The following is a 24,449-nucleotide window of genomic DNA, read 5'->3' as shown; positions in this document are numbered from 1 at the left end:
GCAGGACGAGGTCGAAAGAGCGCCACATCGCGTACGCTTCGACTCCGCTTGCCGCGCAAGCTACGCTCAGCGCGAACGACATCTGAGCAACACCGGAAAAGCACATGTCCCGCACCGTCCACTGCACCAAACTCGGCATCGACGCCGAAGGCCTCGACTTCGCCCCCTGGCCCGGCCCGCTCGGCCAGCGCGTCTACGAAAACGTCTCGCGGCAGGCGTGGCAGCAATGGCTCGCCCACCAGACCATGCTCATCAACGAATACCGCCTGAATCCGCTGGAAGCGAAGACCCGCCAGTTCCTCGGCGAGCAGATGGAGAAGTACTTCTTCGGCGGCGAGGTGGCCCAACCCGCCGGCTACGTCGCCCCCGGCGAGCCTTGACGCCCGCGTTCGCATCCGCTTAAATGCGCGGCTCCACGTAGCACGCATCCATGCGTGGAACCTCTTCCCGGCCGGGTAGCTCAGTTGGTAGAGCAGGGGATTGAAAATCCCCGTGTCGGCGGTTCGATTCCGTCCCCGGCCACCAGCAAAACAAAAAAGCCCGCAGGTCATGCCTGCGGGTTTTTTTGTTCCCCGGCACTTGTCTACCTGATCAGGCCGGATCGATCGCCGTGGTTGCAGGCACGTCCGATTGCGGCACGAGTTCGACGAACAATTCCGCCAAATCCTCGCCGCTGAACGGCTTGCGCAGGAACGCATCCATCCCCGCTTCGCGTGCACGCGCCTCCTCGTCACCGCCGGAGCGGGCGGTGACGGCGACGATGGGAATGCGCAGGCCCGGTTCTTCGCGCTGGCGGATCAGGCGCGCGACCTGGAAGCCGTCGACGCCGGGGAGGTCCAGGTCCAGCAGCATCGCGTCGAAGCGCGACTGGTCCAGTTCGGCGAGCGCGCCCAGGCCGTTGGCGACGTAGCAGACGCGGTGGCGCTGGCGTTCGAGCTGGCCGCGGATCACAGCCGCGACGATGGCGTCGTCTTCCACCAGCAGCACGTGCAGCGAGCGGCCGATCGGTGCGTGCGCGGCGGCGATCGCGCCGACGGCGCCTTCGGGCGGTTGCAACGGCAGGCGCACGCGGAAGGTCGTGCCCTGGGCCACGCGCGACTCCAGTTCGATATCGCCGCCCATCATGCCGACCAGCTCGCGGCATATCGCCAGTCCCAGGCCGCTGCCGGCGCGTCGCTGCGGACCGTCGACCTGTTCGAAGCGCTGGAACAGGCGTGCCTGCGCCGCGTCGGGAATGCCGGGACCGGTGTCGGCGATGCTGAAGACCAGGCCGTCGGCATAGCGCTGCGCGCACAGCTTCACGCTGCCGTATTCGGTGAACTTCAGTGCGTTGTGGGTGAGGTTGAGCAGCACCTGCTTGATGCGCACGGCGTCGCCAACGACCTTGGGCGGCAGGTCGTCGGCCAGCTCCACGGCGAGCGAGAGGCGCTTGGCCTGGGCATGGCCCAGCTGCAGTTGCGCCACGTCTTCGACCAGCTGGCGCGGATCGAACGGCGCGAGTTCGAGATCGAGCCGGCCGGCCTCGATGCGCGCAAGGTCGAGCGCGTCGTTGAGCAGCTTGAGAAGCATCCCGCCGGAGCGCTGCATGGCCAGGGTGTAGTCGCGCTGCTCGGGTTTGAGCGGCGTGGTCAGCAGCAGTTCGGCCATGCCCATCACGCCGGTCATCGGCGTGCGGATCTCGTGGCTCAGGGTGGCCAGGAACTGGGTCTTGGCCGCGCTGGCTTCCTCGGCCAGGCAGCGCTGCTGCTCGGACAGTGCGATGCGATGGCGCTGCGCGATGCGCCGGCGCCACACCCGCAGCGCCGTCCACACGACCAGCCCCAGGGTGATCGCGTAGGTCAGCCAGGCCCACCAGCGAGCCCACGGCGGCGCCTCGACGCGGATGCGCAGCGGCGCGGCAAGGTGCGCCCAGGCGCCTCCGGCGCCGACCGCCATCACGCGCAAGGTGTAATCGCCCGCGGCCAGTCCGGCGAAATCGCGCTCGCCACGGCTATCGACGTCGACCCAGCCACTGTCCAGGCCGTCGAGCCGGAAGCGGTAGCGGTTGGCGGACGGATCGACGAAGGAAAACACCCGCGCCTCCACGCCCAGCTCGCGGTCGCGCCAGTCCACCTCGACCGGGCCCGGGCCCAGCGGAAGGTCGGTCAACTGGCCATGTCGACGAACCCGCACGCGAGTCAGCGCCAGCTGCGGCACGGTGGCCTGTTCGCACACGCGATCGGGATTGAAGGCGACCACGCCGCCGAGCGTCGGCGCATAGAGGTTGCCGTCGGGCATCAAGGCGAACCCGCGGAAGAATTCGGTGTTGCTAAGGCCATCCTGCAAGCCGAAGGAACGGAAGCGGCCCGAATCCGGATCGAAGCGCCACAGACCATCGGTACCGAAGATCCACACCCGCCCCCGCGCATCCACGCGCATGTCGACCGCGCCGACCGAGGGCCAGCCATGCGCCATGTCCACGTGGCGCACCAGCGCCAGTCCTTTGTCGTGGTAGCGGTACTGCTCCAGGCCGTCTGGCGTGGCCAGCCAGAGGCCATCGGGGGAGAAGCTGAAAGCTTCCACCGAGATGCCGGTGGGACCGCCCGGTACCGGCTCGAAGAAGCTGTGCGTGGGATCGAGCTGCATCAGCCCGCCTTCGCTGGCGTAGTAGAACGTGCCACGGTCGTCGAGCGTCATCTGCGCGCCCCACAGCATCTTGTCGTCGGCCTGGTGCATCGGCACGCGGCTCACGGCGAGCGTGTCCGGATCCACGCGGAAAAGGCCTTCGCGGAAAGTGCGTACGTACAGGCGATGGTCCGGGCCGGGTTCGACCTCCAGCGGGCGACGGAACATCTGGCCTTCTGGGTCGACCGCGACGGCGTGCGAGCCCTGGGTGCGGTAGAGCGTCCCCTGCACCGCGACCCACAGGCGGCCGCCCTCGCCTTCGGTCATGCCGAGCACGTCGCCGTGCAGGTCGGACAGCACGTGTTCGACTGCGCCGGTGTACGGATCGAGCCGGTCCACACGCCCGTCGCGCTCGCCGACCCAGATGTGCCGGCCATCGCGGCCGCGCGCCATGGTGGTTGCCACCGAATCGCGCAGGCTGGCCGGATTGTCCGGTACGTGCGTGTAGCGGCTGAAGCTGTACCAGCCCGGCGCCAGATAAGCCACGCCACCGTCCAGCGTGGTTACCCACAGGCCGCCTTCGCGGTCGACGTAAAGCTGCCACACCCAGGTGCCGGGCAGGTTGCCGTAGAGCACGGGGCGGTTCATCACCGGCAGGACCGGACCGTCCGGCCGTTCCTGCAGGAACAGGCCCCGCTGGGTGCCGATCCACAAACGTCCGGCGTGGTCGCGGGTGCTGACCATCACGTTGGTGTCCGGCAGGGCGTCGCGGACGAAACGGTGCGCGCGGCCGTCGGCCCCGATCACCAGCAGCCCGCGCACGGTGGCGACTCGCACCTCTTCCCCGTTGCCGTCGATGCGCCAGGCGTCGACCGTCTGCGCCGGGTCGGCCGGGAGCACCTGGTGCCAGCTGCCGTCGGCATCGCGGCGGAACAGGCCATGGGCGCTGCTGGCCCACAGGCGCTGATGGGGATCGACGTAAAGCGCGGCCACTTCGCCGAAGTCCGTCGGCGCCGGACCGAGCAAGGGATTGACGACGTGCTCGAAGCTGCCATCCGCGCGCATGCGGTCCAGCCCGAAGCGGGTGCCCACCCAGAGGCTGCCATCGGCCGTCTGCGCCAGCGTCCAGACTTTCTCGCTGACCAAACTACCGGGATCGGCCGGATCGTGCTTCCAGTGCCTGAACTTGCCGCTGGCGGCATCCAGCCGGTTCAGGCCCGCATCCAGGCCGGCGGCCCACAACCGTCCCTGTTTGTCGATCAGCAGCGAGGAGATGCCGTTGCCGGCCAGTGAATCGGGGTCGCCGGAAACATGGCGGAAATTGCGGAATTCCACGCCGTCGAAACGCGCGATGCCGTTCTTGGTGCCGAACCACATGGTGCCGTCCGGTGCCTGCACCGCGGTATAGACCAGGCTGCTGGGCAGGCCATCGGCGCTGCCGTAGCGGCGGAACTGCGGCGTCGGCAAGACCCTGTTCGGGGCCGCCCCGGCGGGAGCGGAGGCCGGCACGCTGGCGCCCGTCGCGGGCACACCCAGCAGCAAGCCAACGCCCAGCAGCAAAGCGGACACCATGTGCTTCCCCCACACGCCTGAAGTCCTTCGCGGACGCATCGCTGTCCCCCGGGACTTCACGCTTTCGGCAAACCGCCGGATTCCCCTTCACGAAATGATGCCAAAAGCATCCCCCTGCCGCGACCTTCCCCGATGTACTAATATTAGTACCATGACCTTGACCCCCATTCGCCAAGCCCTGCTCGCCTACCTGCGAGAACACATCGCGGCGCACGGCTATCCGCCGTCGCAGCTGCAGATCGCGGCCGCGCTGGGCCTGAAGCAGAACCGCTCGGCGCGGATGCACCTGGAAGCGCTGGCGCGCGAGGGCCACATCGAACTGGTGCCAGGCCAGGCACGCGGCATCCGCCTGCGTCGCAGCGAGCCGGTATCCACACTCGCCGTGCCGCTGCTCGGCCGCGTGGCGGCGGGCCGGCCGATCGGATCGGACGCCGAGGTGCGCCGCGAAGTCGCGCTGGATGCTTCGCTGTTCCACCTCAAGCCGGATTACCTGCTGGAAGTGGTGGGCGAATCGATGCTGCTCGACGGCATCCTCCCCGGCGACCTGATCGGCGTGCACCGCACGCCCGAGGCGCGCCACGGCCAGACCGTGGTGGCGCGACTGGAGGGCGAGTTCACCGTCAAGCGTTTCGAGCACAGGGACGGCCATATCCGCCTGCTGCCGCGCAACCCGGCCTATGCCCCGATCGAGGTGGACCCGCGCGCCACCGACTTCGCCATCGAAGGTCTGTTCGCGGGGCTGGTGAGGCCAGGCTGATGAACGCCTGCGCACTGCTCCCTCTCCCCTTCGGGGAGAGGGCTGGGGTGAGGGGCCAAGGCTGGCCTCGCACCCCGCTCGAAGCGAAGTAACACCATCATGAACACCATCATCGCCATGAACCGTGCGGCAAGGCTGGCTTCATCCCTCCACGCCGTATGTCCCTGGTGGGCTGAGGCCCATCATGGAGCCGCGTGCCCATGAGCAACGTGGTCGCCCTCGATCACCTGTTCGACGCCCGCCGCCTCTGGCGCGGCCAGCCGCAGGCGCGCGCGCCTTCGCGCCAGTCGACCGGTTTCCCGCTGCTTGACGCCGCGCTGCCCAGCGGCGGCTGGCCCGAAGGCGCGCTGAGCGAAGTGCTGCTGCCGCTCGACGGTATCGGCGAACTCGGCCTGCTGTGGCCCACGCTCGCGCGCCTGACGCAGGCCGGCGGGCGGATCGCGCTGGTCGCCCCGCCCTACCTGCCCTTCCCCGCCGCCTGGGCCAACGCCGGCGTGCGCCTCGACCGCCTTCAGGTCATTCGCGCCGAAGCGCGCGACGTGCCGTGGGTGACCGAACAATGCCTGCGCTCGGCCGCCTGCGCCGCCGTACTGTGCTGGCCGCACCAGGCCGACGACCGCACGCTGCGCCGCCTGCAATTGGCAGCGGAAACCGGTCAGTGCCTCGGCATCGCGATGCGCCCTGCATCGGCGGCGGCCCACGCCTCGCCCGCGGCGCTGCGCCTGGTGCTGGAAACCCGTCCCGCGCGCCTGCGCGTGCTCAAGTGCCGGGGCGGCAACCCGCCGGCGCAGCCGCTGCCCTGGCCGCTGCCGACCGGCGCGCCTCCCGAACCGATACCGGACAGTCCCGCCGCGACTGTCGCGGATCGCGCCTGAGGCCCACGGCATGTTGTGGGCCTGCATCCTGTTGCCGCAGCTGGCACTGGACGGCGTGCTGCGCCGCCACGCCAGTCCGGACGAACCGCTGGTGCTGGTCGATGGCCCGGTGCAGCGGCGCGTGCTGCGCGCGGTCAACGCCGCGGCGAAGGCGCAGGGCCTGCGCGCGGGCCTGCCGTTGGCCACCGCGCAGGCGATCTGCGCGCGTTTCGCCGTGGTCGAGCACGATCCGGCCGAAACCACGCGCTGGCACGACTTCCTCGCCGCCTGGGCCTACCGCTACGGCGCGCAGGTCAGCCGGCAGATGCCGGCCTCGCTGTTGATCGAAGTGGAAGCGAGCTTCCGCCTGTTCGGGCCATGGCCTCGGATGGAAGCGCTGCTGCGCGAGGACCTGGTCGCGCTCGGCTTCCGCCACCGCATCGCGCTCGCGCCCAATCCGTGGGCCGCGCGCGCGCTGGCCGGCGTGCACGACGGCCTGGCGATCACCCGCGATGCACCGCTGAATCAAGCCCTCGGCCAATTGCCGGTGGAACGCGCGGGACTTCCGCCGGAGGCGGCCGACAGCCTGCGCCGCATGGGCCTGCGCCGGCTCGCCCAGGTCTACGCGTTGCCGCGCGCGGCACTGGGCCGGCGCGTGGGCACCGACACCCTCGACCAGCTCGACCGCCTCACCGGCGCGCTCGCCACGCCGCTGGACTGCTACCAGCCGCCGGATCATTTCGAATCGCGCATCGAGTTCAACTACGAAGTCGGCGCCACGGGACAATTGCTGTTCCCGCTGCGCCGCATGACCGGCGACCTTGCGGCGTATCTCGCCGGTCGCGACGGCGGGGTGCAGCGCTTCGTGCTGCGACTGGAACACGAGCGCAGCGCCGCCACCGAAGTGCCGGTCGGCCTGCTGGCCCCCGAACGCGACGCCGGCATGCTGTTCGAACTGGCCCGCGGCCGTCTCGATCTGGTGCAACTGGCTGCGCCGGTGCGCGCCCTGCAACTGATCGCGCGCGAACTGCCGCCGTTCGTGCCGGCCGGCCGCGATCTGTTCGACGTGCGCCCGCAGCAGGCGGTGCCGTGGGAACAACTGCGTGAACGCCTGCGCGCGCGCCTGGGCGACGACGCCGTGCACGGCCTTTCGATCCACGCCGACCACCGCCCCGAGCGCGCCTGGCGCGACCATGGCGAGAGCGCCGGCGCCCCGCCATTGCCCCGCCCCGGCTGGCTGCTGCCCCAACCGATCCCGCTGCGCGATCGCGAGCTGCGCATCCTGGCCGGTCCCGAGCGCGTCGAAAGCGGCTGGTGGGACGGCGACGTGCGGCGCGACTACTACGTGGTCGAAACCTCCGCAGGCCAGCGCGCCTGGGCCTACTGCCCGGTCGGCGAGCGCGAAGGCTTCATGTTGCATGGGTGGTTCGCATGAACACGTCTTTGCTCGCTCTCCCCCGGTCTCGATCAAGGATGGGGGAGAGGGCCGGGGTGAGGGGCCGGGGTTCGCCTCAGGCCTTGTCTTTGCGATGCGTAAGAGGAGGGCGACAGTGACCTTCCCCGACTACGCCGAACTCCACTGCCTCTCCGCCTTCAGCTTCCAGCGCGGGGCTTCGCTGGCGATCGAACTGTTCGAACGCGCGAAACAACAGGGCTACAGCGCCCTCGCCATCACCGACGAATGCACTCTCGCCGGGATCGTGCGCGCCCTGGAAGCCTCACGCGAAACCGGCATCAAGCTGATCGTCGGCAGCGAGTTCCAGTTCGCCGACGGACCGAAGTGCGTGCTGCTGGTCGAGAACCAGCAAGGCTACGCACGGCTGTGCCAGCTCATCACCACCGCGCGCCGCCGCACTCCCAAGGGCAGCTATGAATCCTTGCGCGAGGATCTGGGCGAAACCGAAGGCCTGCTCGCACTGTGGCTGCCGGGCGCGGAGCCTGACGCATCCGAAGGCGCGTGGCTCAAGGCGCGATTCCCCGATCGCTGCTGGCTCGCGGTCGAGCTGCACCGGGGTCCCGACGACGATGCGCGCCTGGCGGACCTGCGCGCCGTCGGCGGACGCCTCGGCCTGCCGCTGGTCGCCACCGGCGACGCGCACATGCACGTGCGCGCCCGGCGCCCGCTGCAGGACGTGATGACCGCGGTCCGCCTCCACACCACCGTGGCGCAGGCCGGCCACCGGCTGTTCCCAAACGGCGAGCGCCACCTGCGCACGCGTCGTGCCCTCTCGGCCATCTATCCGTCCGAACTGCTGGCCGAGGGCATCGCCATCGCGCGGCGCTGCACCTTCAGGCTGGACGAACTCACCTACACCTATCCGCGCGAACTGGTGCCCGAAGGCCACACCCCGGCCACCTGGCTGCGCCGGCTGGTCGAGGACGGCGCCCGCTGGCGCTGGCCGGGGGGCATGCCGGACAAGGCACGCCGCCAGATCGAGCATGAGCTCGCCCTGATCGGCACCAAGCGCTACGAGTCCTACTTCCTCACCGTGCACGACATCGTGCGCTACGCGCGCTCGGTCGGCATCCTCTGCCAGGGCCGCGGTTCGGCGGCCAATTCGATCGTGTGCTTCGTGCTGGGCATCACCGAAGTGGATCCATCCACGATGGAACTCCTGTTCGAACGCTTCATCTCGATGGAGCGCGACGAGCCGCCGGATATCGACGTGGACTTCGAGCACGAACGCCGCGAGGAAGTGTTGCAGTACGTGTTCCGGCGTTATGGCCGAGATCGCGCCGCGCTCACGGCGGTGGCGACCGAATACCGCGGCCGCGGCGCCATCCGCGACGTGGCCCGCGCGCTGGGCCTGCCTCCGGAACTCGCCGGCGAACTGGCCACCACGCTCGACCGCTGGAGCGGCGAGGTGCCGCTGCCCGACCGCCTGCGCGAGCGCGGCTTCGACCCGGACTCGCCGCTGCTGCACCAGGTGGTCGCGCTGACCGCGCAGCTGATCGGCTTTCCCCGGCACCTCTCGCAGCACCCGGGCGGCTTCGTGATCTCCGAGCATCCGCTGTCCACGCTGGTGCCGGTGGAAAACACCGCGATGGACGACCGCACCGTGATCCAGTGGAACAAGGACGACCTGGACACGCTGGGCATGCTCAAGGTCGACTGCCTCGCGCTGGGCATGCTCACCGCCGTGCGCAAGACCTTCGAACTGCTGCGCGAGCATGGTCGCGGCGAGCACAGCATGGCCAGCCTCAACCGCGATCCGACCGATCACGCCACCTACGAGATGATCGGCCGTGCCGACACCGTCGGCGTGTTCCAGATCGAGTCGCGCGCGCAGATGGCGATGCTGCCGAGGATGAAGCCGGCGTGCTTCTACGACCTGGTGATCGAGGTGGCGATCGTGCGCCCCGGCCCGATCCAGGGCGACATGGTGCATCCCTACCTGCGCCGCCGTACCGGCGAGGAGGCGGTCGAGTACCCCAGCAAGGCGCTCGAGAACGCGCTCAAGCGCACGCTGGGCGTGCCGCTGTTCCAGGAACAGGTGATGCAGATCGCGGTGGACGCGGCCGGCTACACCCCTGGCGAAGCGGATGAGCTGCGCCGCTCGATGGCCGCGTGGAAACGCCACGGCGGCCTGGAGCACCACCGCCAGAAACTCATCAAGGGCATGCTCGAGCGGGGCCACGATGCGGCCTTTGCCGAGCGCCTGTTCGAGCAGATCAAGGGCTTTGGCAGCTACGGCTTTCCCGAATCGCACGCGGCCAGCTTCGCGCTGATCGCCTACGTCAGTTGCTGGCTGAAGTGCCATGAGCCGGCCGCGTTCGCCTGCGCGGTGATCAACTCCGCGCCGATGGGCTTCTATTCGCCTGACCAGATCCTGCAGGACGCGCGCCGCCACGGCATCCGCACGCTGCCCGTCGACGTGCGCCACAGTGCGTGGGACTGCACGCTGGAGCCCGAGCGCGACTCGCGTCTGCAGCCGGCGATCCGCATGGGCCTGCGCCTGATCCGCGGCTTTTCCGAGCCGGTAGCGCACGCGATCGTGCACGTCCGTTCGCAGCGTCCTTTCCACGACGTGGCCGACCTGTGCGCTCGCGCGAACCTGGATCGGCGCGCCCAGACGCTGCTCGCCGACGCCGGCGCGCTGCGCGCGCTGGCCGGCCACCGCCATCGTGCTCGCTGGACGATCGCCGGGGTGGAACCCCAGTTGCCGCTGTTTCCCGGCGCCTCGCCCGAAGCCGATGCCGTCGTGCTGCCCCTGCCCACGCCGGGCGAAGACCTGCGAGCCGACTACGCGCTGACCGGCACCACGCTCGGCCGTCACCCGCTGGATTTCCTGCGTGCGCGCCTGCGCGCGCGGCGCTGCCGTGCTTCCAACGAACTGCCGGCCCTGCCCAGTGGCCGGCCGGTACGCTTCGCCGGCCTGGTCACCCTGCGCCAGCAGCCGGGCACCGCCAGCGGCGTGATCTTCCTGACCCTGGAAGACGAACACGGCATGGTCAACGTGGTGGTCTGGAACCGCGTCGCGCAGCGCCAGCGCCGCGTGCTGCTCGCTTCACGGTTGCTGGCGGTGGAGGGCCACCTGGAAAACCAGCACGGCGTGCAGCACCTGATCGCGCACACCCTGGAAGACTTCACGCCGTTGCTGGGGGAGCTGGACGTGCGCTCGCGGGATTTCCATTGAGGCTGCGTGCGATGGGCCGAAGCCCACCTTACGCCAGCTTTCCGAGCGCTCCGGCGACCGCCCGCAGATCCGCGACCAGTTCGTCGAACGCCTGGTGCCGCTTGTCTTCCTCCGGCATGCGCAGAACGGCCGACGGATGCCAGGTTGCAAGTCCCTGCGCGCCTTCGCCCAACGGCCGCCACACGCCGCGCTCGCGGGTGATGCGGAAGGCGTTGCCGAACATCGTCTGCGCCGCCATGGCGCCCAGGCCCACCAACAGCTTCGGCTTCACCCGCAGCAGCTCGGCCGCCAGCCACATGCGGCAGGCGGCCTGCTCGGCGGCATTGGCGCGCTTGTGCAGCTTGGCCGTGCCGCGCGTCTCGTACTTGAAGTGCTTGACCGTGTTGGTCAGGTACAAGGCGGTGCGGTCCAGCCCCGCTTCGCCCAGCGCGCGATCGAGCAGTTGCCCGGCGGGTCCGACGAACGGCACGCCTTCGCGGTCCTCGTGCAGTCCGGGTTGTTCGCCGATCAACATCACCCGCGCCGAAGCCGGGCCTTGCCCGAACACCGTCTGCGTGCCGTAGCGCCACAGCGGACAGGCGTGGCAGTCGCGCGCTCGGCGCCGCAACGTGGCGAGGGTGCCTGCCGGCACCTCGTCCACCGGTTTGGCAAGCGGGACGCCGAAGGGTTTGCTGGCGGAACGCGTTGGCATAGCCAGCGGACGCTAGCGCCGGCGGGGTGAACCTGCCGGCAAGCTGCCCGCCTCGCAGGGTGGGATTGAGCCCACCTAGGTGACGGTCTGCAGGAAGGCTTCGAGCAGCGCGCCGCGGTATTTCCGCCGATGCAGCAGCAGCGAGAGCATGCGCCTGAGATCGAGAAACGGCGTCTTCAGCACCACCAGCCGTCCGGTCGCCAGCGCATCGACCAGCGCCACTTCCGGCAGGCAGGCGATGCCGAGGCCGGCGGCGACGGCCTGCTTGATCGCTTCGATCTGGTCGAGCTCCAGCACCGTCTCGCCCGGCGGCAGTTGCGCGAGAACACGCTCGGTGGTGGCGCGGGTAGCCGAGCCGGGTTCACGCAACACCCAGCGGGCGCCGGCGAAATCCGCCGGCCGGAGCGCACGCTTGCGCGCCAGCGGATGCTCCGGCGCCGCGCACACGCGCAGCCGGTCCTCGCGCCAGGGCCTGAGCTCCAGTTGCGGATGCGCGACCGGACCCTCCACGCAGCCGACGTCGAGCGCATGGTCGAGCAGTTGCGAGGCGATGGTGTCGGTATTGGCCACGCGCAGCCGGATCGCCACCTGCGGCTGCGCGCGCACGAAGCCGCCGAGCAGTTCGCCAACCAGGTAGTTGCCGACCGTGTTGCTCGCGCCGATGCGCAGTTCGCCCGCCAGTGCCTGCGCATCGCCCTGCCCGAAGCGGGCGAGTTCCGAGTGCCGCTCGAGCAGTTCCTGCGCGCGCGGCAGCAGTTCGCGTCCGCGTGCGTTGAGGTGCAGCCGCCCGCGTTCGCGGTCGAACAGCGGCGCGCCGAGCTGCCGCTCCAGCTCCGCCAGTGCCATGCTCGCGGCCGGCTGGGTAAGGTGCACGCGCTCGGCGGCCGCGCGCAGGCTGCCGTGCAGCGCGGTCTGTACGAACACGTCGAGCTGGCGGGGCGTGATATTGAGCATTCAGTGAAGCTTATACCAGCCATCAATCATGCAAAGTTTTGCTGATGGTGATGTGCCGGGACAATGGGCGGATCTCGCCCCACTCGAGCTTGCGATGAGCGCCGCCGCCACACCCGCACCGACCCTGTCCGTCCGCCTGCCCGGCCTGGGCCTCGCGCTCGCCATCGCGCTGGTAGCGCTGTGGCTGGGTCATCTGGCGCCGCTGGTCGGCGGGCCGGTGATCGGCATCGTGCTCGGCATCCTGGTGCGCAATACGCTGTCGCCCGGCGCGCGCTTCACGCCGGGCATCCAGTTTGCCGGCAAGCAGGTGCTGCAATGGTCGATTATCGCGCTGGGTTTCGGGCTCAGCCTCGACCAGGTGGCGAAGACGGGCCTCGAATCGCTGTCGGTGACGCTGATCACGATGAGCGCGGCGTTCGTGGCGGCGTGGGGCCTGGGCCGGCTGCTCGGCGTGCACGACCAGCTGAAAGTGCTGATCGGCGTCGGCACGGCGATCTGCGGTGGCTCGGCGATCGCGGCGGTGACGCCGATCATCAAGCCGGACGAGCACGACACTGCGTTCGCGATCTCGACCATCTTCCTGTTCAACGTGGTGGCGGTGCTGCTGTTCCCGCTGCTGGGACACCTGATGCACCTGTCCGACCTCGGGTTCGGACTGTGGGCGGGCACGGCGATCAACGACACCTCCTCGGTGGTCGCGGCCGGCTACAGCTACAGCCACGCGGCCGGCGACTACGCCACCATCGTCAAGCTCACCCGTGCCACGCTGATCATCCCGGTGTGCATCACGCTGGCGGTGATGGTGGCGATGCGAGAGAAAAAGAAAGGCGCGGCGGACTTCAGCCTCAAGCGCATCTTTCCCTGGTTCATCCTGTGGTTCCTGGTCGCCTCGGCGTTGCGCACGGCGGGGCTGGTGCCGGTGGCGGCGCAGCCGCTGATCCATCGGCTGGCGGAGTTCCTGATCATCACGGCGCTGACCGCGATCGGGCTTTCGGCCAACCTGCGCAGGATGATTTCCAGCGGGCCGCGGCCGATCCTGCTGGGGTTCGGCGTGTGGGTCGCGGTGGCGGTGAGCAGCCTGCTGGTGCAGCTGGCGATCGGGCGGCTTTAGAGCGACCGCGGGAAGGGTCTTTATGCCTTGCCCTGCTCCGCCAGCGTCAGCGCCACCTTGTCGCGCAAATATACCGGCAGGGCCAGTTCCGGCGAGACGGCACCACCGGCCTGGAACGCGCGCACGGCCAGTTCGGCGACGTGGCGGGCCTGCGGATAGCGCTCGCCGTCGGCGTGTTTCAGCTCGCCGGTGAGGTGTCCGCCAACCAGGTCCGGGTACGTGGTCCAGCCGCTGCCGACCACGTTCCACGCCTCGGCTTGCGGGACCACCAGGGCATCGGGCGCGCAGACGCGCTCCTCGTCCAGCGCCACCAGGCCCCCGTTGCCGTCGCGGCGATAGCAGGCGGCATAGATCTCGCCCATGCGCGCGTCGATCACGGCCAGGATCGTCGCCTCGTCCTCCGGCGCCTCCAGCGCCAGCGCGGCCAGCGAGGACACCGGCACCACCGGCCGGTCCAGCGCCAGCGCCATGCCCTGCGCGAGCGCCACGCCCAGCCGCACGCCGGTGAATGCGCCAGGGCCACGGCCGACCGCGATCGCGTCCAGCGCGTGTCGTCCCAGGCCCGCTTCGGCGAGCAGCGCGTCGGCCATGGGCAACGCGAGTTCGGCGTGGCGGCGCGGGGCCAGTTCGCTGCGGGCGATCACTTCCTGCCCGTGCACGAGGGCGACGGAGCAGGCTTCGGTGCTGGTTTCGATGGCTAGCAGGTTCATGCGGGGAATTCTCGCATGCCCCTGACCGGGCGGTCGGTTGTCGATCCGGGCGCTGGCAAATCGTCGTCATGGCAGCTGATGAAACCCGGCAATCCCTGCCATGCTTCGCGTCCGCCAAGGAGCTCCCGCTTGAACATGCCGACCCCGACCTCCCACGCCCGCGACGGCCGCTGGCTCGCCCTCACCGTGCTTTGCCTGGGCGTGCTGATGATCGTGCTGGATACCACCATCGTGAACGTGGCGCTCCCCTCGATCCGCGCCGACCTCGGCTTCTCCGAGGCCACGCTCGCCTGGGTGGTGAACGCCTACGTGCTGACCTACGGCGGCTTCCTGCTGCTGGGCGGCCGGCTGGGCGATCTGTTCGGACACCGCAAGCTGTTCCTGCTGGGCCTGGTGTTGTTCACCGCCGCCTCGCTGGCTTGCGGCATGGCTGGCTCGCGCGAGTGGCTGGTGATCGCGCGCGGCATCCAGGGCCTGGGCGGCGCGGTCGTCACCGCGGTGGCGCTGTCGCTGATCATGGACCTGTTCACCGAGCCGGCCGAGCGGGCCAAGGCGATGGGCGTGTATGGCTTCGTCTGTGCCGGCGGCGGCAGCGTGGGCGTGCTGCTCGGCGGCTTGCTGGTGAGCACGCTGAGCTGGCACTGGGTGTTCCTGGTCAACCTGCCGATCGGCCTGGCGGTGTTCGTCGCCTCGATCAGGCTGCTGCCGGCGGTGCACGGCAGCAGCGACGTGCGCCACCTCGACGTCGGCGGCGCACTCGCCATTACCGCGGCACTGATCCTGGCGGTTTACGCGATCGTCGACGGTAATCTGGCCGGCTGGCTGTCGGCGCGCACACTGGGCATGCTCGCGGTGGCGGCGGGGCTTTTCGTGCTGTTCCTTTTCATCGAGACGCGCGTGCGCGCGCCGCTGGTGCCGCTGACGCTGTTCCGCCTTCGCAACCTGGCGATCGCCAACGTGGTCGGCGTGCTGTGGGCCGGCGCGATGTTCGCGTGGTTCTTCCTGTCCGCGCTGTACCTGCAACTGGTGCTGGGCTACGGGCCGATGGAAGTCGGCCTGGCGTTCCTGCCCGGCAACCTTGTGATGGCTGCGTGCTCGCTGGGGCTTTCGGCGCGCATCGTGATGCGCTTCGGCATCCGCCGTCCGCTGGCCGGCGGCCTGCTGGTCGCGGCGATCGGGCTGGCACTGTTCGCGCGCGCACCGGCCGACGGGCATTTTCTCGTCGACGTGCTGCCGGGCATGGTGCTCCTCGGCCTGGGCGCGGGCATCGCCTTCAACCCGGTACTGCTGGCGGCGATGAACGACGTTGAGCCGCGCGATTCGGGACTGGCCTCGGGCATCGTCAACACCGCCTTCATGATGGGCGGCGCGCTCGGCCTGGCGGTGCTTGCCAGCCTCGCGGCGGCGCGCACCGGAACGGCGCTGGACGCCGGTCTCGCGCAGGCGGCCGCGCTCAATTCAGGCTATCGCGCCGCGTTCCTGGCCGGGACCGGTTTCGCGGTATTGGCTGCGCTGCTGGGGGGATTGCTGCTCCGGCCGCGCCAGTCGATGGCCGCGGCGGAAGCCTCGCCGGCGCACTAGGCGCCTTCGTCCCCGCGCTCGCTTTCCGGATCAAGCGTGGGCGTCGCCTTTCTCGCTTCGGCGCGGTAATCCGCGTCGGTCTCGCCACCGTCCATCAGGTCCTCGATCGGCGTTTCCTCCATGCCGGCGTGGCGATCGAGCGCCCGTGTGCGGTCGTCTGCCCACTCGATGGTATCCAGGCGGTCGCGCCGTACGTCACCGCCGTTTTCGCCGGCGCGTGCCGGTTCGTCGGCCGGATGGTCGGCGCCCGCGCCGGGGCGCGCTTCGCGTCGTCCGGATTCGTCAGGGTTGCGCTGTCTGTTCATGGCCTCGGGCTCCCTGTGCAGGGGCGGCCAGCATCCGGCGCACGACGTCGCGGCGGCGAGAAGCCCGACGCGCTGCGCCCGGCGTAGTCGATGAGGCTGGTACTTCGGGGCCGGATGGTGGGCTGAAGTTCACCCTACCCACGGGGCGGTCACGCCTTTCGTCTACGTTTCGTGCTCGCCCTGACAAACCCGATACTTGCGGGGCCCTAGCCGTTCCTTAACGGATGCTGTGTTCGAGTGGCAGCCAACCTACCGGCCGCAGGTGAGCCCCATGCAGACCACGCATCGCACGGCATCCACGGAGCGCCCTGCCCGCCGCGCCTGACCGCCAGGTCGGGCCGTCTTATCCCATCCCCCCACCCTTCCCGCCCTGCCCCGAGGCAGGGCGCTGCCGGGTCGTCCCCGACAGGAGTGCGTATGGCTGACATTGCGATCATTGGCGGCGGCGCTGCGGGCGCCTCGCTTTTCGGCGAGCTGCTGCGACGCGGCGCGCGCGTGCACTGGATCACCGGCGACCGCACGGTGGCCGGACGGGGCGTGGCCTATGCCGCCGGCAGCGACCGGCACCTGCTCAACGTGCGTGCGCACGCAATAGGCCTGTTCGCCGGCAGCGACGGCGAGTTCCTGCGGTTCGCCGCGCAGCAGGTCGACGGCGTGGGCGGCGACGATTTCCTCCCGCGCGGGCTGTTCGGCGACTTCATCGAGGCACAGGTTCGCGCTTGCGCCGACCAGGCCCTGCAGCAAGACCGGCGCTTCCAGATCCACGGTGAGGACGCGGTCCAGATCGAGCCGTTGTGCGACGGCGGCTATGCGGTGCGCCTGGCCAGCGGCGTGCTGATCAAGGCCGACGCGGTCGTGCTGGCGATGGGTGCGCTGGCGCCGCGACCGCTGAAGGCGGTCACGCGCGAGGCACTGCAGAGCGGCGCCTATGTGCTCGACCCCTGGCGCATGGCGCGGCGGGAACCGGCGCCGCGCCGCGTGCTGGTGATCGGTACCGGCCTGACCGCCGTCGACACGCTGCTGTCCGCCGCCGAGCGCTGGCCGGACGCCGAACTGGTGGCGCTGTCCCGCCACGGACAGTTTCCGTTTGAGCACACTGCGCGGCCGTCGGCGCCGTACGCGCGGCAGTCGGCGCTCAACACCGCCCTGCTTGCCTGCGAGACCCCGCTCGCCATGCTCAGGCACGTGCACGCGGCCATCGAAGGCGCGCCCGACACGGACTGGCGCAGCCTGCTCGACGGCATGCGCCCGATCAACGCGCGCCTGTGGCGGCGGCTGGAGGCGAAACAACGGCGGCAGTTCCTGCGCCACCTGCGCTGGCTGTGGGAAGCGGCGCGCCATCGCGTCGCCCCGGCCTCCGCCAGGGCGCTGGACGCGATGCTCGAACAAGGCCGGCTGCAGGTACATGCGGCGCGCGTGCTCGGCGTCGACGGGCACGGGCCGCTGCAGGTCCGCGTGCGCCACCGCGCCACGCAGCAGTTGGACACGCTTGGCGCGGACCTGGTGATCCAGGCCACCGGGCTGGACACCGCCGTCGCGTTCACCGAGCACACGCTGCTTTCGCGACTGCTGCGCGATGGACTGGCCACGCCGGACCCGCTGCAGCTGGGCGTGGCCGCGCATCCGGACGGGCAACTGCTCAACGCCCGCGGTGAGCTGCAGGTCGGGTTGTACGCGATCGGCGCGCTGCTGCGGGGCAACCTGTGGGAGTGCAGCGCCATGGCGGAGATCCGCGTGGCCGCACAGCAACTGGCCCGTCGGCTGGCGGCATCGGATGCGCAGGTACCGAGGGTGGACAGCCCAATGGCTGCTCGCCCCGCGCTGGCGCCGTAGGGCGGGCTTCAGTCCACCGATGTCCGACAGGAAACGGTGGACTGATGCGCACCCAGGCGGAACGTCATGCCATGGCGGCCCTGGCCGCCTCGGCCAGCCACTGCATCGCGCCGCGCCAGGGACCGGGACCGTGGCTGATGCGCGCCACGCCTGACTCGGCCAGCCGCGCACGCCCAGGTACACCGGGCATCACCATGACGTTGACCGGCAGCGGCGAGGCTTCGGCGAGGCGCGCGATCAGCGGCTCGGCAACCACGCCGGGGACGAACAACCCGCTCGCGCCGGCATCGGCATAGGCGCGGGCGCGCTGCAACGCTTCCTCGACCATCGCCATGTCGTGCGCGTCGGCCGGCTTCTGGAAAAACACGTCCGTGCGAGCGTTGATGAACATCGCCACGCCCGCCTCGTCAGCGGCCGCACGCGCGGCGGCCAGACGCTCGACTTGCGCGGCCGTGTCGCGCAGGCGGCCGTTCGCCGGAAAACTGTCCTCCAGATTGCAACCGACCGCCCCGGCACGCAGCGCCGCGGCGACGGTGGCGCCCACCTCGCCGGGCGTCTCGCCGTAGCCGCTCTCCAGGTCGATGGTCACCGGTTGCGCGACCGCGCCGACGATGCGGCGCAGGTTGTCCAGGGCGAGCGGGAACGGCATGCGCTCGCCGTCCTCGAAGCCGTTGGCGCCCGCGACCGACCAACTGCCGGTGGCGATCGCCGCGGCGCCGGCTTCGGCCACCACGCGCGCGCTGCCGGCATCCCAGGCGTTGAAGAGCACCAGCGGCTGGCCTTTAACGTGCAGGGAATGGAACAGCCGGGCCTTGTCGTTCTGCGAAGTCATCTGTCACTCCATCGGGGTCGCACGCGGCGATGCAGAAGGTTTTGCAGCCGGCGTGCGTGGGAAACGGAACCGCACCGCCACGTCCGGACGGTACGGTTCGGGGGCCGGCATCACGCCGGCTTCGACGCCATCGCGGAGGCGTGCGCCTCCTTCAGCTTGACGGCACAGTCGTCGCAGCAGACCTCGACGGTCTGTCCGCCGATCCGCACCTGGATGGCGCTTTCGTCCAGCGGGTAATCGCACGCGGCGCAGGTTCGCTCGCTCATGTCAGATCCTCCTAGCCATTGGTGGAACACCCTCGGCATTCGTTTTCGCGCGAGCCGCACGCTCTTGCACGGGCGTTGCGGATCGAAGGCGGGTGTCGCCCGGGGTGGGCGTGATCAGTAGACCCCGCGCGGGTTCCGGATGCTGTCGAAAACTTTAGCGATCAGCGATGCAGCGCGATCTGCCGGAACTCGCTGGGCGTGCGCCCGTACATCTTCTGGAACGCGGCGCTGAAGTGGCTGTGGCTGGAGAAGCCCAGGTCCACGCCCAGCGCGGCGAGGTCGTCGTAGTCACGCAGCAGGTCCAGCGCGCGCGCCAGCCGCAGGCGCAACTGGTAGCGGTACAGCGGCACGCCCTCGACCTGGCGGAAGCTCTGGGTGAGGTAGACCGCCGACACGCCGACTTCCGCCGCCACCTCGGCCAGCGACCAGCGGCGCGCCAGGTCGCGCGAGAGCACCAGCTTGGCGCGGTCGACCAGACGCTGGCGGCCGTGGCTGGAAGCGGCCGCGTGGGTGGTGCGCGGCGCGAGGGCGCGGTGCACCAGGGTCAGCGTCAGGCTTTCGCCCTCCAGCGGCTCGGCGACGCCCTCGCGCAGCGAATGGCGCAGCAGCGCCACCAGCGCCTGCGCGCGTGGATCGATGCGCAGGCGCGTTTCGCGGAAACGCAGCGGCTCCTCCGGGAACACCAGTTCGGCCGGCGCGATCTCGCGCAGCAGCACCTCGTCCAGGGTCATCGACAAGCTGGCATCGCCGCCCGGATTGGGATGGCTGACCTGGTAGTCCTCGCCCGCGTTGAAGAACAGCACCTGGCTGGCATCGGCTACCGCGTCGTCATTGCCGACATGGCGCACGTAGGTGCCGCGATAGGGAAAGACCAGGTGCGTGCGGCTGGCGCGCTCGACCTCGCCCCGGTGTCGACAGGTGCCTGCACAGACCACGTCGTGCACGTCGACCAGCGGCGTGCTGAGCAGGGTCTGGACCTGGAAATCCGTCATGGGGCGGAGGAAGGCGACAAGGGTGCGCGCAGATTAGCGCCCTCAGCCGGCGGCAGAGGTTGGCCGCAAGCCCGCACCCGCATCCGTGCGTCGCTGGCCCTTGTGGGCGTAGAGCATGCGGTCGGCCGCTTCCATCAGCGCCGCGGCGGCCCAGCCGTGTTCGGGAGCAGCACCGATGCCGATGCTGGCGCCGGGCCGGGCCGACTCGCGCGCGGCGGCTTCGTTCAGGCTGGCCTCGATGCGGCCAGCGATCTCCCCGGCCTGTGCCAGCGTGGTGCGCGGAAGCACCATCAGGAACTCGTCGCCACCGTAGCGGCCCAGCCGGTCGCCCTCGCGCAGCATCTCGCGAAGGCGCGTCGCCACCCACACCAGCGCGCGGTCGCCCGCGCTGTGCCCGAACTGGTCGTTGATGGCCTTGAAGCGGTCCAGGTCGATCATGAACAGGCTGAGCGGCGCCTGCTCGCGGGCATGCGTGGCGAGGTCCGCTTCCAGCGCAGCCAGGATGCCGCGGCGATTGAGCACGCCGGTCAGCGGGTCCTGCGCCGCTTCGGTCAGCAGGCTCTGGCGCGAGGCCTCCCAGTAGGCGGCCATCTCGTTGAAGCGCTCGGCCAGGAGCGTCAGCTCGTCGCTGCCTGTGACCGGCGCGCGCACGCCGGGGACGCCCTCGCCCATGCTGCGCGCGGCGCGGCCCAGCTCGTGGATCGGCCGCAGCAGCGAACGCACCAGCGCGGCCGCCATCAGCGCGGCGGCGATAAGCGTCAACGCCCAGCCGGCCACCAACCAGCGCAACTGCTGGTGACGCTGGGCGATCGCGCGCAGATAGCGCGCCTTGACCACGGCCGTGAGCTGCCGCCGGGCCGTGGCGATCTCGTCGATGGCCGCCTGCAGTTCTGCCCGGGCGCGGGCGTCGGCGATCGCATCGGCCTGCCCGGGGGCCAACGGCCTGACCTGCTCGATCAACCGACGCACCGAGGGACGGGCGCTGACCCAGGCCTGTTCGGCCTCGCCGACCTCCGGGGCGATGGCCGTGCCCTGGTCGACCGACTCGATACTGGCGAAGGTCTTGTCGATCGTGTCCGCCAGCGCCGCGAAGTTGGGCGAGGACTGGCCCGACTGTTCCTCCAGTTCGTCGACCAGCGCGCGCTGCAGATAGTGTTCGAGCGTGCTCAGCGGCAACAGCATGGTCACCGACTCTTCGACCGATTCGCTGAAGCCTGCCTCCTGCTCGTTGAGCACGGCCACGCTGACCACGCTCAACGCGACCAGTGGCAACAGCACCAGCACGAGGAAGAGCGCCAGGCGCTGGGCAACGCTGAGCTGCCGTAGCCGCTGGTTCTTTTTCATTCCGAAGCCTCCGGCTTCGCGTCAGACCGGCGGAAGACTAGCGGCTTGGACGGCGACGGAGGGTGACGCGTGACTCACAGGCTGGAAAGGTAGGCCGCCAGCGCCTGCATGTCGTCGTCGCCCAGCGTCCTGGCGACGCCTTCCATGATCCGCGTGTTGCTGCTGCCCGGATGCACACCGTTGCGGAAGTCGGTCAGTCGTTTCGTCAGGTAGATCGCCGACTGCCCGCGCAGGCGCGGGATGGTCGACCAGGGCGGGTGAGGCGAGCGGACGGGCTGCACGCGGGGGCCGAGCGCATCGCTGCCATGGCAGCCCTGGCAGGGCGGGATGCCGCGATCGGGATCGCCGGTGAGAAACAGTCGTGCGCCGCGCGAGCTGGCATCGGCCGAACCGCCGGGTTTCGGAGCGAGCAAGGCGTAGTGGGTGGCGATGTCGCGCATGTCGGTGTCGGTCAGCGGCGCGGCCTGCCCGCTCATGATCGGATCGCTGCGCTGGCCTTGATGGAACGCCTTGAGCTGGACGTACAGGTAGGTGGCCGATTGCCCGGCCAGGTTGGGAAAGTTGGGTGCGATCGCGATGCCCTGCGGCCCGTGACAGGCCGAACACACGCCGTCCTTGGCCGATCCGGCAGCAGCATCGCCCCGGATCGGAGCCTGTGCACGCAGATCGAGGAAGGCGGCCGACGACGCGGGAGCGGGTGCCGCCGCTGGCGGCGTATCGGCCTGGGCTCGTGTCGACAGGGGTACGCAGGCAAGTCCCAGTACGGACAGCAGCGGGAGCAGCAGGCGATTCATGCGATTGCCCTCACAGCTTGATGCTGAGCATGGCGCCGACCAGCGTGGCGCGGTAATGCAGTTGCGGGCCGCGGTCGGTGTAGATGCGGTGGTCGTAGACCAGCGTGTCGTCGAAGCCCAGGTAGTGCCAGTCCAGGAAACTGCCGCTCTGGTAGCGACCGAACAGCCGCACGCCGATGCTGTCGGTGACCGGGAAGCTCAGGCCCGCGTCGAAGGTGCTGGAACGGTAGTGGTTGTCGGGGAAGCTGCCATCGAGCAGCGGCGCGACCTGCGGGAAAGTCAGCGCGCCCGGCGAGGCGAAGTCGTAGTTGAGTTGGGAGAGCGACTGGGTGTAGTTCCACGCCAGGTCGAGCTTCACCCGCCCGAAGTCGTGCGCGAAGGTGATGCCGGCGTTGTAGTCGCGCTCGCGGTCCAGGTCGTGCCAGTAGTTCTCCAGCGGGTAGAGCGGGCCGCCGAAGCTCGGGTCGACGCGGCCGGGGCCGCCGAAGGCCGATTCATTGTCGGCGACGTTGGCGAGCTTGAGCTTCGTCGTTTCGGCGCCGATGTAGACGCTGGCATTGGTCTGTGGTCCGGGCTGCCAGTCCCACTCGCCGGTGAAGCCGGTGCTGTGCGTATTCTGCCGGCCGACCAGCGCGTCGTACTGGTCGCGGCTGCCGTAGAAGGTTGCCGACACGGTACTGGTGTCGCCCAGCGGATAGATCAGGATGACCCGCGCCTTGGTTTCCTTGCGGTCGCTCATGTCGTACTTGCGCATGGCGTCGACGGTGAACGCGGGCGGCGGGATGCCGCCGGCGTTGACGAAGCCCGGCAGCGACTTGGAGTAGTACGCCTCGTAGGGGTCGTAGTCGTACGCGCCGCCACTGCGGTCGCCGTACTCGAAGCTGGCGCGCAAGGTCGCGTCTCCCAGCGAGCGGCTGACCCAGGAAAGCTTGATGCGCTGCTCGTCCAGCCGCGTGCGTTCGCGGTGGCGCGGCTGGTTGTGGTCGAAGGTGTAGACCAGGCTGAGCGAATCGGATTCGCCGACGTTCCAGTCCGCGCCCAGTTCCAGCAGCGTGTCGCGGTAGCCGAACGGCACGCTGGCGATCTGCACGTTGGAAGTGGCGTAGTAGCCGTTGTCGAAGATGCCCGTCTCGCCCGGCACCACGCTGCCCTGCGCGCCGTTCTCGGAGATGTAGCCGTATTGCCCGGTGAGCGGGTTGTAGGCGAGGTAGCGGGTCTTGTTGTCCTCGTCGTAGTAGCGCAGTTCCGCGTGCCAGCCGAAGCTGCGGCCCGGGTGGAAGCTGAGCTTGGCGTCGAACAACCTGGTGTCGATGCGCGCGTTGGCATGCGTGCGCGAGAGCGCCGCGGGCGTGTTCCACAGGTCGCACGGGATCAGTTGCTGAAGCGGTCCCACGGCGAAGCCCAGCGTGCCCGTGCAATTGACCGGCGGCAGCAGCGCGTCGTTCTGGCGCATGGTCCCGTAGGCGGCCGCCAGCGAGAGCTCGCCGCGCCACTTGAGTTCGCGCGACAGTTCCATTCGCAGGTTGTGGTAGTCGTTGTCCGGTTCCAGCGAATACTCGCCGTTCACCACCGGCGCGACGTTGGGAACGCCGACCACGTTGTGGATCAGGAACGGGTTCTGGTAGTCCAGGTAACTCTTGTGGTCGCGGAAGAACGAGCCGTTGTAGAGCGCGTTGAAGTGCCACAGCTTGCCGACGCGGCGCAGGCCGATGTTGACGTCGGTGGTGGTGAAGTCGATCGGCCGGACCGTTTCCATGATGCCGCCGTCGCCGCCGAACGGTGAGCCGGTGTCGGTGAAGAACGGATAGTTGAAGAACATCGGCCCGCCCCACAGCCGCGTGCCGTCGCGCTTCTCGCTGGTGATCGAGGCGAAGCCGATCCAGTCGCGGTAGAGCGCACCTTCGAGGCTGAGGCCCGTGCGCGTGCGGGTCAGTGCGATGGTGCGCCGGGGCGCGGCGGCCGAGGCCGCCTGCACGGCCGCGATGGTGCTGCCGCCCGGAACGAGGGTTGCCGGCAGGGTGAGGTTGCTGCTGCCGATGCCGTCCCAGATCGGGAAGGCGTTGGTCGACACCGTGTGCGGGATGTCGCGGTAGAACGCCTGGAACTTGTAGTGTCCGTAGCGGCCGGCGCGCAGGCGGTAGTACTGGTCGTCGCCGCTGATCCGGCTGCCGCGGAACTCGACATAGCTGCCGGTCTTGGGGTTGTCGAAGCCCAGCGCGAACAGGCCCAGCGCGGCGCCGTTCTTCCAGTCGGTGTACTGGCGGAAGAACTCCGCGTTGCTGTCGCCGCCGACGTGGATGTAGCCCAGTTGCAGCAGGCCCCACCAGGTCCAGTCGCCGCCCTGTCCCAGCGGTTTGCCGGCAAGGTCGTACGGGTACGGATAGAGCGCGCCGCTGGGCGTTCGCAGCATGCCCGGGTGCAGCCACGACATGCCCTCCGGGCCGGGCGTCATCAGCGGCGACCAGCCGCGCGGGTCCAGAGCGTTGCCGTACTGCATGTCGCCCACGCGCATGGTGTCGCTGCTGTCGCTGGCGTGCGCCAAAGGCGCGCCCGCCAGCAACGCGAGGAGGATGGCGCGGGACATCGGATGGACGGTGCGCATGGCGTGGGCT

Annotated in this window: 19 protein-coding genes and 1 tRNA gene; 9 read left to right on the top strand and 11 right to left on the bottom strand. The window is 69.8% G+C overall.

Annotated elements, in window-relative coordinates; translation table 11 throughout:
- Positions 1-104 precede the first annotated feature (104 nt).
- Positions 105-380, top strand: coding sequence for an oxidative damage protection protein (locus ACFWZ4_RS14670; RefSeq protein ID WP_439705414.1), 276 nt, complete (start codon positions 105-107; stop codon positions 378-380).
- Positions 381-449: 69 nt separating this feature from the next.
- Positions 450-525: transfer RNA gene (locus ACFWZ4_RS14665), tRNA-Phe, on the top strand.
- A gap of 66 nt (positions 526-591) precedes the next feature.
- Here ACFWZ4_RS14665 and ACFWZ4_RS14660 read toward each other — a convergent pair.
- Positions 592-4,071 carry a two-component regulator propeller domain-containing protein gene (locus ACFWZ4_RS14660; protein WP_439705413.1) on the bottom strand — a complete coding sequence of 1,160 codons (3,480 nt, stop codon included), beginning with the start codon at positions 4,069-4,071 and terminating at the stop codon, positions 592-594.
- Between the two features lie 256 nt (positions 4,072-4,327).
- Here ACFWZ4_RS14660 and lexA point away from each other — a divergent pair, with 256 nt between their 5' ends.
- The 4 genes from lexA to ACFWZ4_RS14640 all read left to right on the top strand — a co-directional run bounded on the left by lexA (position 4,328) and on the right by ACFWZ4_RS14640 (position 10,424).
- Positions 4,328-4,933, top strand: a complete 606-nt coding sequence (lexA, locus tag ACFWZ4_RS14655) for a transcriptional repressor LexA (RefSeq protein ID WP_439705412.1) — start codon at positions 4,328-4,330, stop codon at positions 4,931-4,933.
- A 200-nt stretch (positions 4,934-5,133) separates the two neighbouring features.
- On the top strand, positions 5,134-5,808 hold the full coding sequence (imuA, locus tag ACFWZ4_RS14650) for a translesion DNA synthesis-associated protein ImuA (protein ID WP_439705411.1): 675 nt from the start codon (positions 5,134-5,136) through the stop codon (positions 5,806-5,808).
- A 10-nt stretch (positions 5,809-5,818) separates the two neighbouring features.
- Positions 5,819-7,222, top strand: coding sequence for a Y-family DNA polymerase (locus ACFWZ4_RS14645; RefSeq protein ID WP_439705410.1), 1,404 nt, complete (start codon positions 5,819-5,821; stop codon positions 7,220-7,222).
- 115 nt (positions 7,223-7,337) lie between these two features.
- A complete protein-coding gene (locus ACFWZ4_RS14640) occupies positions 7,338-10,424 on the top strand; it encodes an error-prone DNA polymerase (RefSeq protein WP_439705409.1) in 3,087 nt (1,028 codons plus the stop codon).
- Positions 10,425-10,452: 28 nt separating this feature from the next.
- On the opposite strand, the gene ACFWZ4_RS14635 is transcribed toward ACFWZ4_RS14640, so the two are convergent.
- A complete protein-coding gene (locus ACFWZ4_RS14635; protein WP_439705408.1) occupies positions 10,453-11,115 on the bottom strand; it encodes a UdgX family uracil-DNA binding protein in 663 nt (220 codons plus the stop codon).
- Between the two features lie 75 nt (positions 11,116-11,190).
- Positions 11,191-12,069: a LysR substrate-binding domain-containing protein gene (locus ACFWZ4_RS14630; RefSeq protein WP_439705407.1), complete on the bottom strand. Its 879-nt coding sequence runs from the start codon at positions 12,067-12,069 to the stop codon at positions 11,191-11,193.
- 94 nt (positions 12,070-12,163) lie between these two features.
- Between ACFWZ4_RS14630 and ACFWZ4_RS14625 the strand changes: the two genes are divergently transcribed.
- Positions 12,164-13,180, top strand: coding sequence for a YeiH family protein (locus ACFWZ4_RS14625; RefSeq protein ID WP_439705406.1), 1,017 nt, complete (start codon positions 12,164-12,166; stop codon positions 13,178-13,180).
- Positions 13,181-13,200: 20 nt separating this feature from the next.
- On the opposite strand, the gene tsaB is transcribed toward ACFWZ4_RS14625, so the two are convergent.
- The gene (gene tsaB / locus ACFWZ4_RS14620; protein WP_439705405.1) at positions 13,201-13,890 is read right to left on the bottom strand and encodes a tRNA (adenosine(37)-N6)-threonylcarbamoyltransferase complex dimerization subunit type 1 TsaB; all 690 of its coding nucleotides are present in this window, start codon (positions 13,888-13,890) and stop codon (positions 13,201-13,203) included.
- A gap of 135 nt (positions 13,891-14,025) precedes the next feature.
- Here tsaB and ACFWZ4_RS14615 point away from each other — a divergent pair, with 135 nt between their 5' ends.
- Positions 14,026-15,471: a DHA2 family efflux MFS transporter permease subunit gene (locus ACFWZ4_RS14615; protein WP_439705523.1), complete on the top strand. Its 1,446-nt coding sequence runs from the start codon at positions 14,026-14,028 to the stop codon at positions 15,469-15,471.
- Here ACFWZ4_RS14615 and ACFWZ4_RS14610 read toward each other — a convergent pair.
- Positions 15,468-15,776: a hypothetical protein gene (locus ACFWZ4_RS14610; RefSeq protein WP_439705404.1), complete on the bottom strand. Its 309-nt coding sequence runs from the start codon at positions 15,774-15,776 to the stop codon at positions 15,468-15,470. The genes ACFWZ4_RS14615 and ACFWZ4_RS14610 overlap by 4 nt on opposite strands.
- 417 nt (positions 15,777-16,193) lie before the next feature.
- Here ACFWZ4_RS14610 and ACFWZ4_RS14605 point away from each other — a divergent pair, with 417 nt between their 5' ends.
- On the top strand, positions 16,194-17,609 hold the full coding sequence (locus ACFWZ4_RS14605; RefSeq protein ID WP_439705403.1) for an FAD/NAD(P)-binding protein: 1,416 nt from the start codon (positions 16,194-16,196) through the stop codon (positions 17,607-17,609).
- Positions 17,610-17,673: 64 nt separating this feature from the next.
- Here the strand turns inward: ACFWZ4_RS14605 and ACFWZ4_RS14600 are convergent, their stop codons facing one another.
- From ACFWZ4_RS14600 to ACFWZ4_RS14575, 6 genes are all read right to left on the bottom strand, one after another.
- Complete coding sequence (locus ACFWZ4_RS14600) at positions 17,674-18,441, bottom strand: isocitrate lyase/PEP mutase family protein (protein WP_439705402.1); 768 nt, start codon at positions 18,439-18,441, stop codon at positions 17,674-17,676.
- A 110-nt stretch (positions 18,442-18,551) separates the two neighbouring features.
- Positions 18,552-18,707, bottom strand: coding sequence for a hypothetical protein (locus tag ACFWZ4_RS14595; protein WP_439705401.1), 156 nt, complete (start codon positions 18,705-18,707; stop codon positions 18,552-18,554).
- Positions 18,708-18,868: 161 nt separating this feature from the next.
- Positions 18,869-19,699 (bottom strand): helix-turn-helix domain-containing protein, encoded by an 831-nt coding sequence (locus tag ACFWZ4_RS14590; protein WP_439705400.1) that lies wholly within the window; start codon positions 19,697-19,699, stop codon positions 18,869-18,871.
- Positions 19,700-19,741: 42 nt separating this feature from the next.
- Positions 19,742-21,043 (bottom strand): diguanylate cyclase, encoded by a 1,302-nt coding sequence (locus ACFWZ4_RS14585; RefSeq protein WP_439705399.1) that lies wholly within the window; start codon positions 21,041-21,043, stop codon positions 19,742-19,744.
- 74 nt (positions 21,044-21,117) lie between these two features.
- Positions 21,118-21,837 carry a c-type cytochrome gene (locus tag ACFWZ4_RS14580; RefSeq protein WP_439705398.1) on the bottom strand — a complete coding sequence of 240 codons (720 nt, stop codon included), beginning with the start codon at positions 21,835-21,837 and terminating at the stop codon, positions 21,118-21,120.
- Between the two features lie 10 nt (positions 21,838-21,847).
- Positions 21,848-24,439, bottom strand: a complete 2,592-nt coding sequence (locus ACFWZ4_RS14575) for an MtrB/PioB family outer membrane beta-barrel protein (protein ID WP_439705397.1) — start codon at positions 24,437-24,439, stop codon at positions 21,848-21,850.
- Between the last annotated feature and the right edge of the window lie 10 nt (positions 24,440-24,449).

It is taken from the genome of Frateuria sp. GZRe12, from assembly GCF_051900535.1.
Taxonomy (GTDB): Bacteria; Pseudomonadota; Gammaproteobacteria; order Xanthomonadales; family Rhodanobacteraceae; genus Frateuria_A.
This window is presented reverse-complemented; position numbering and strand designations above follow the sequence as displayed.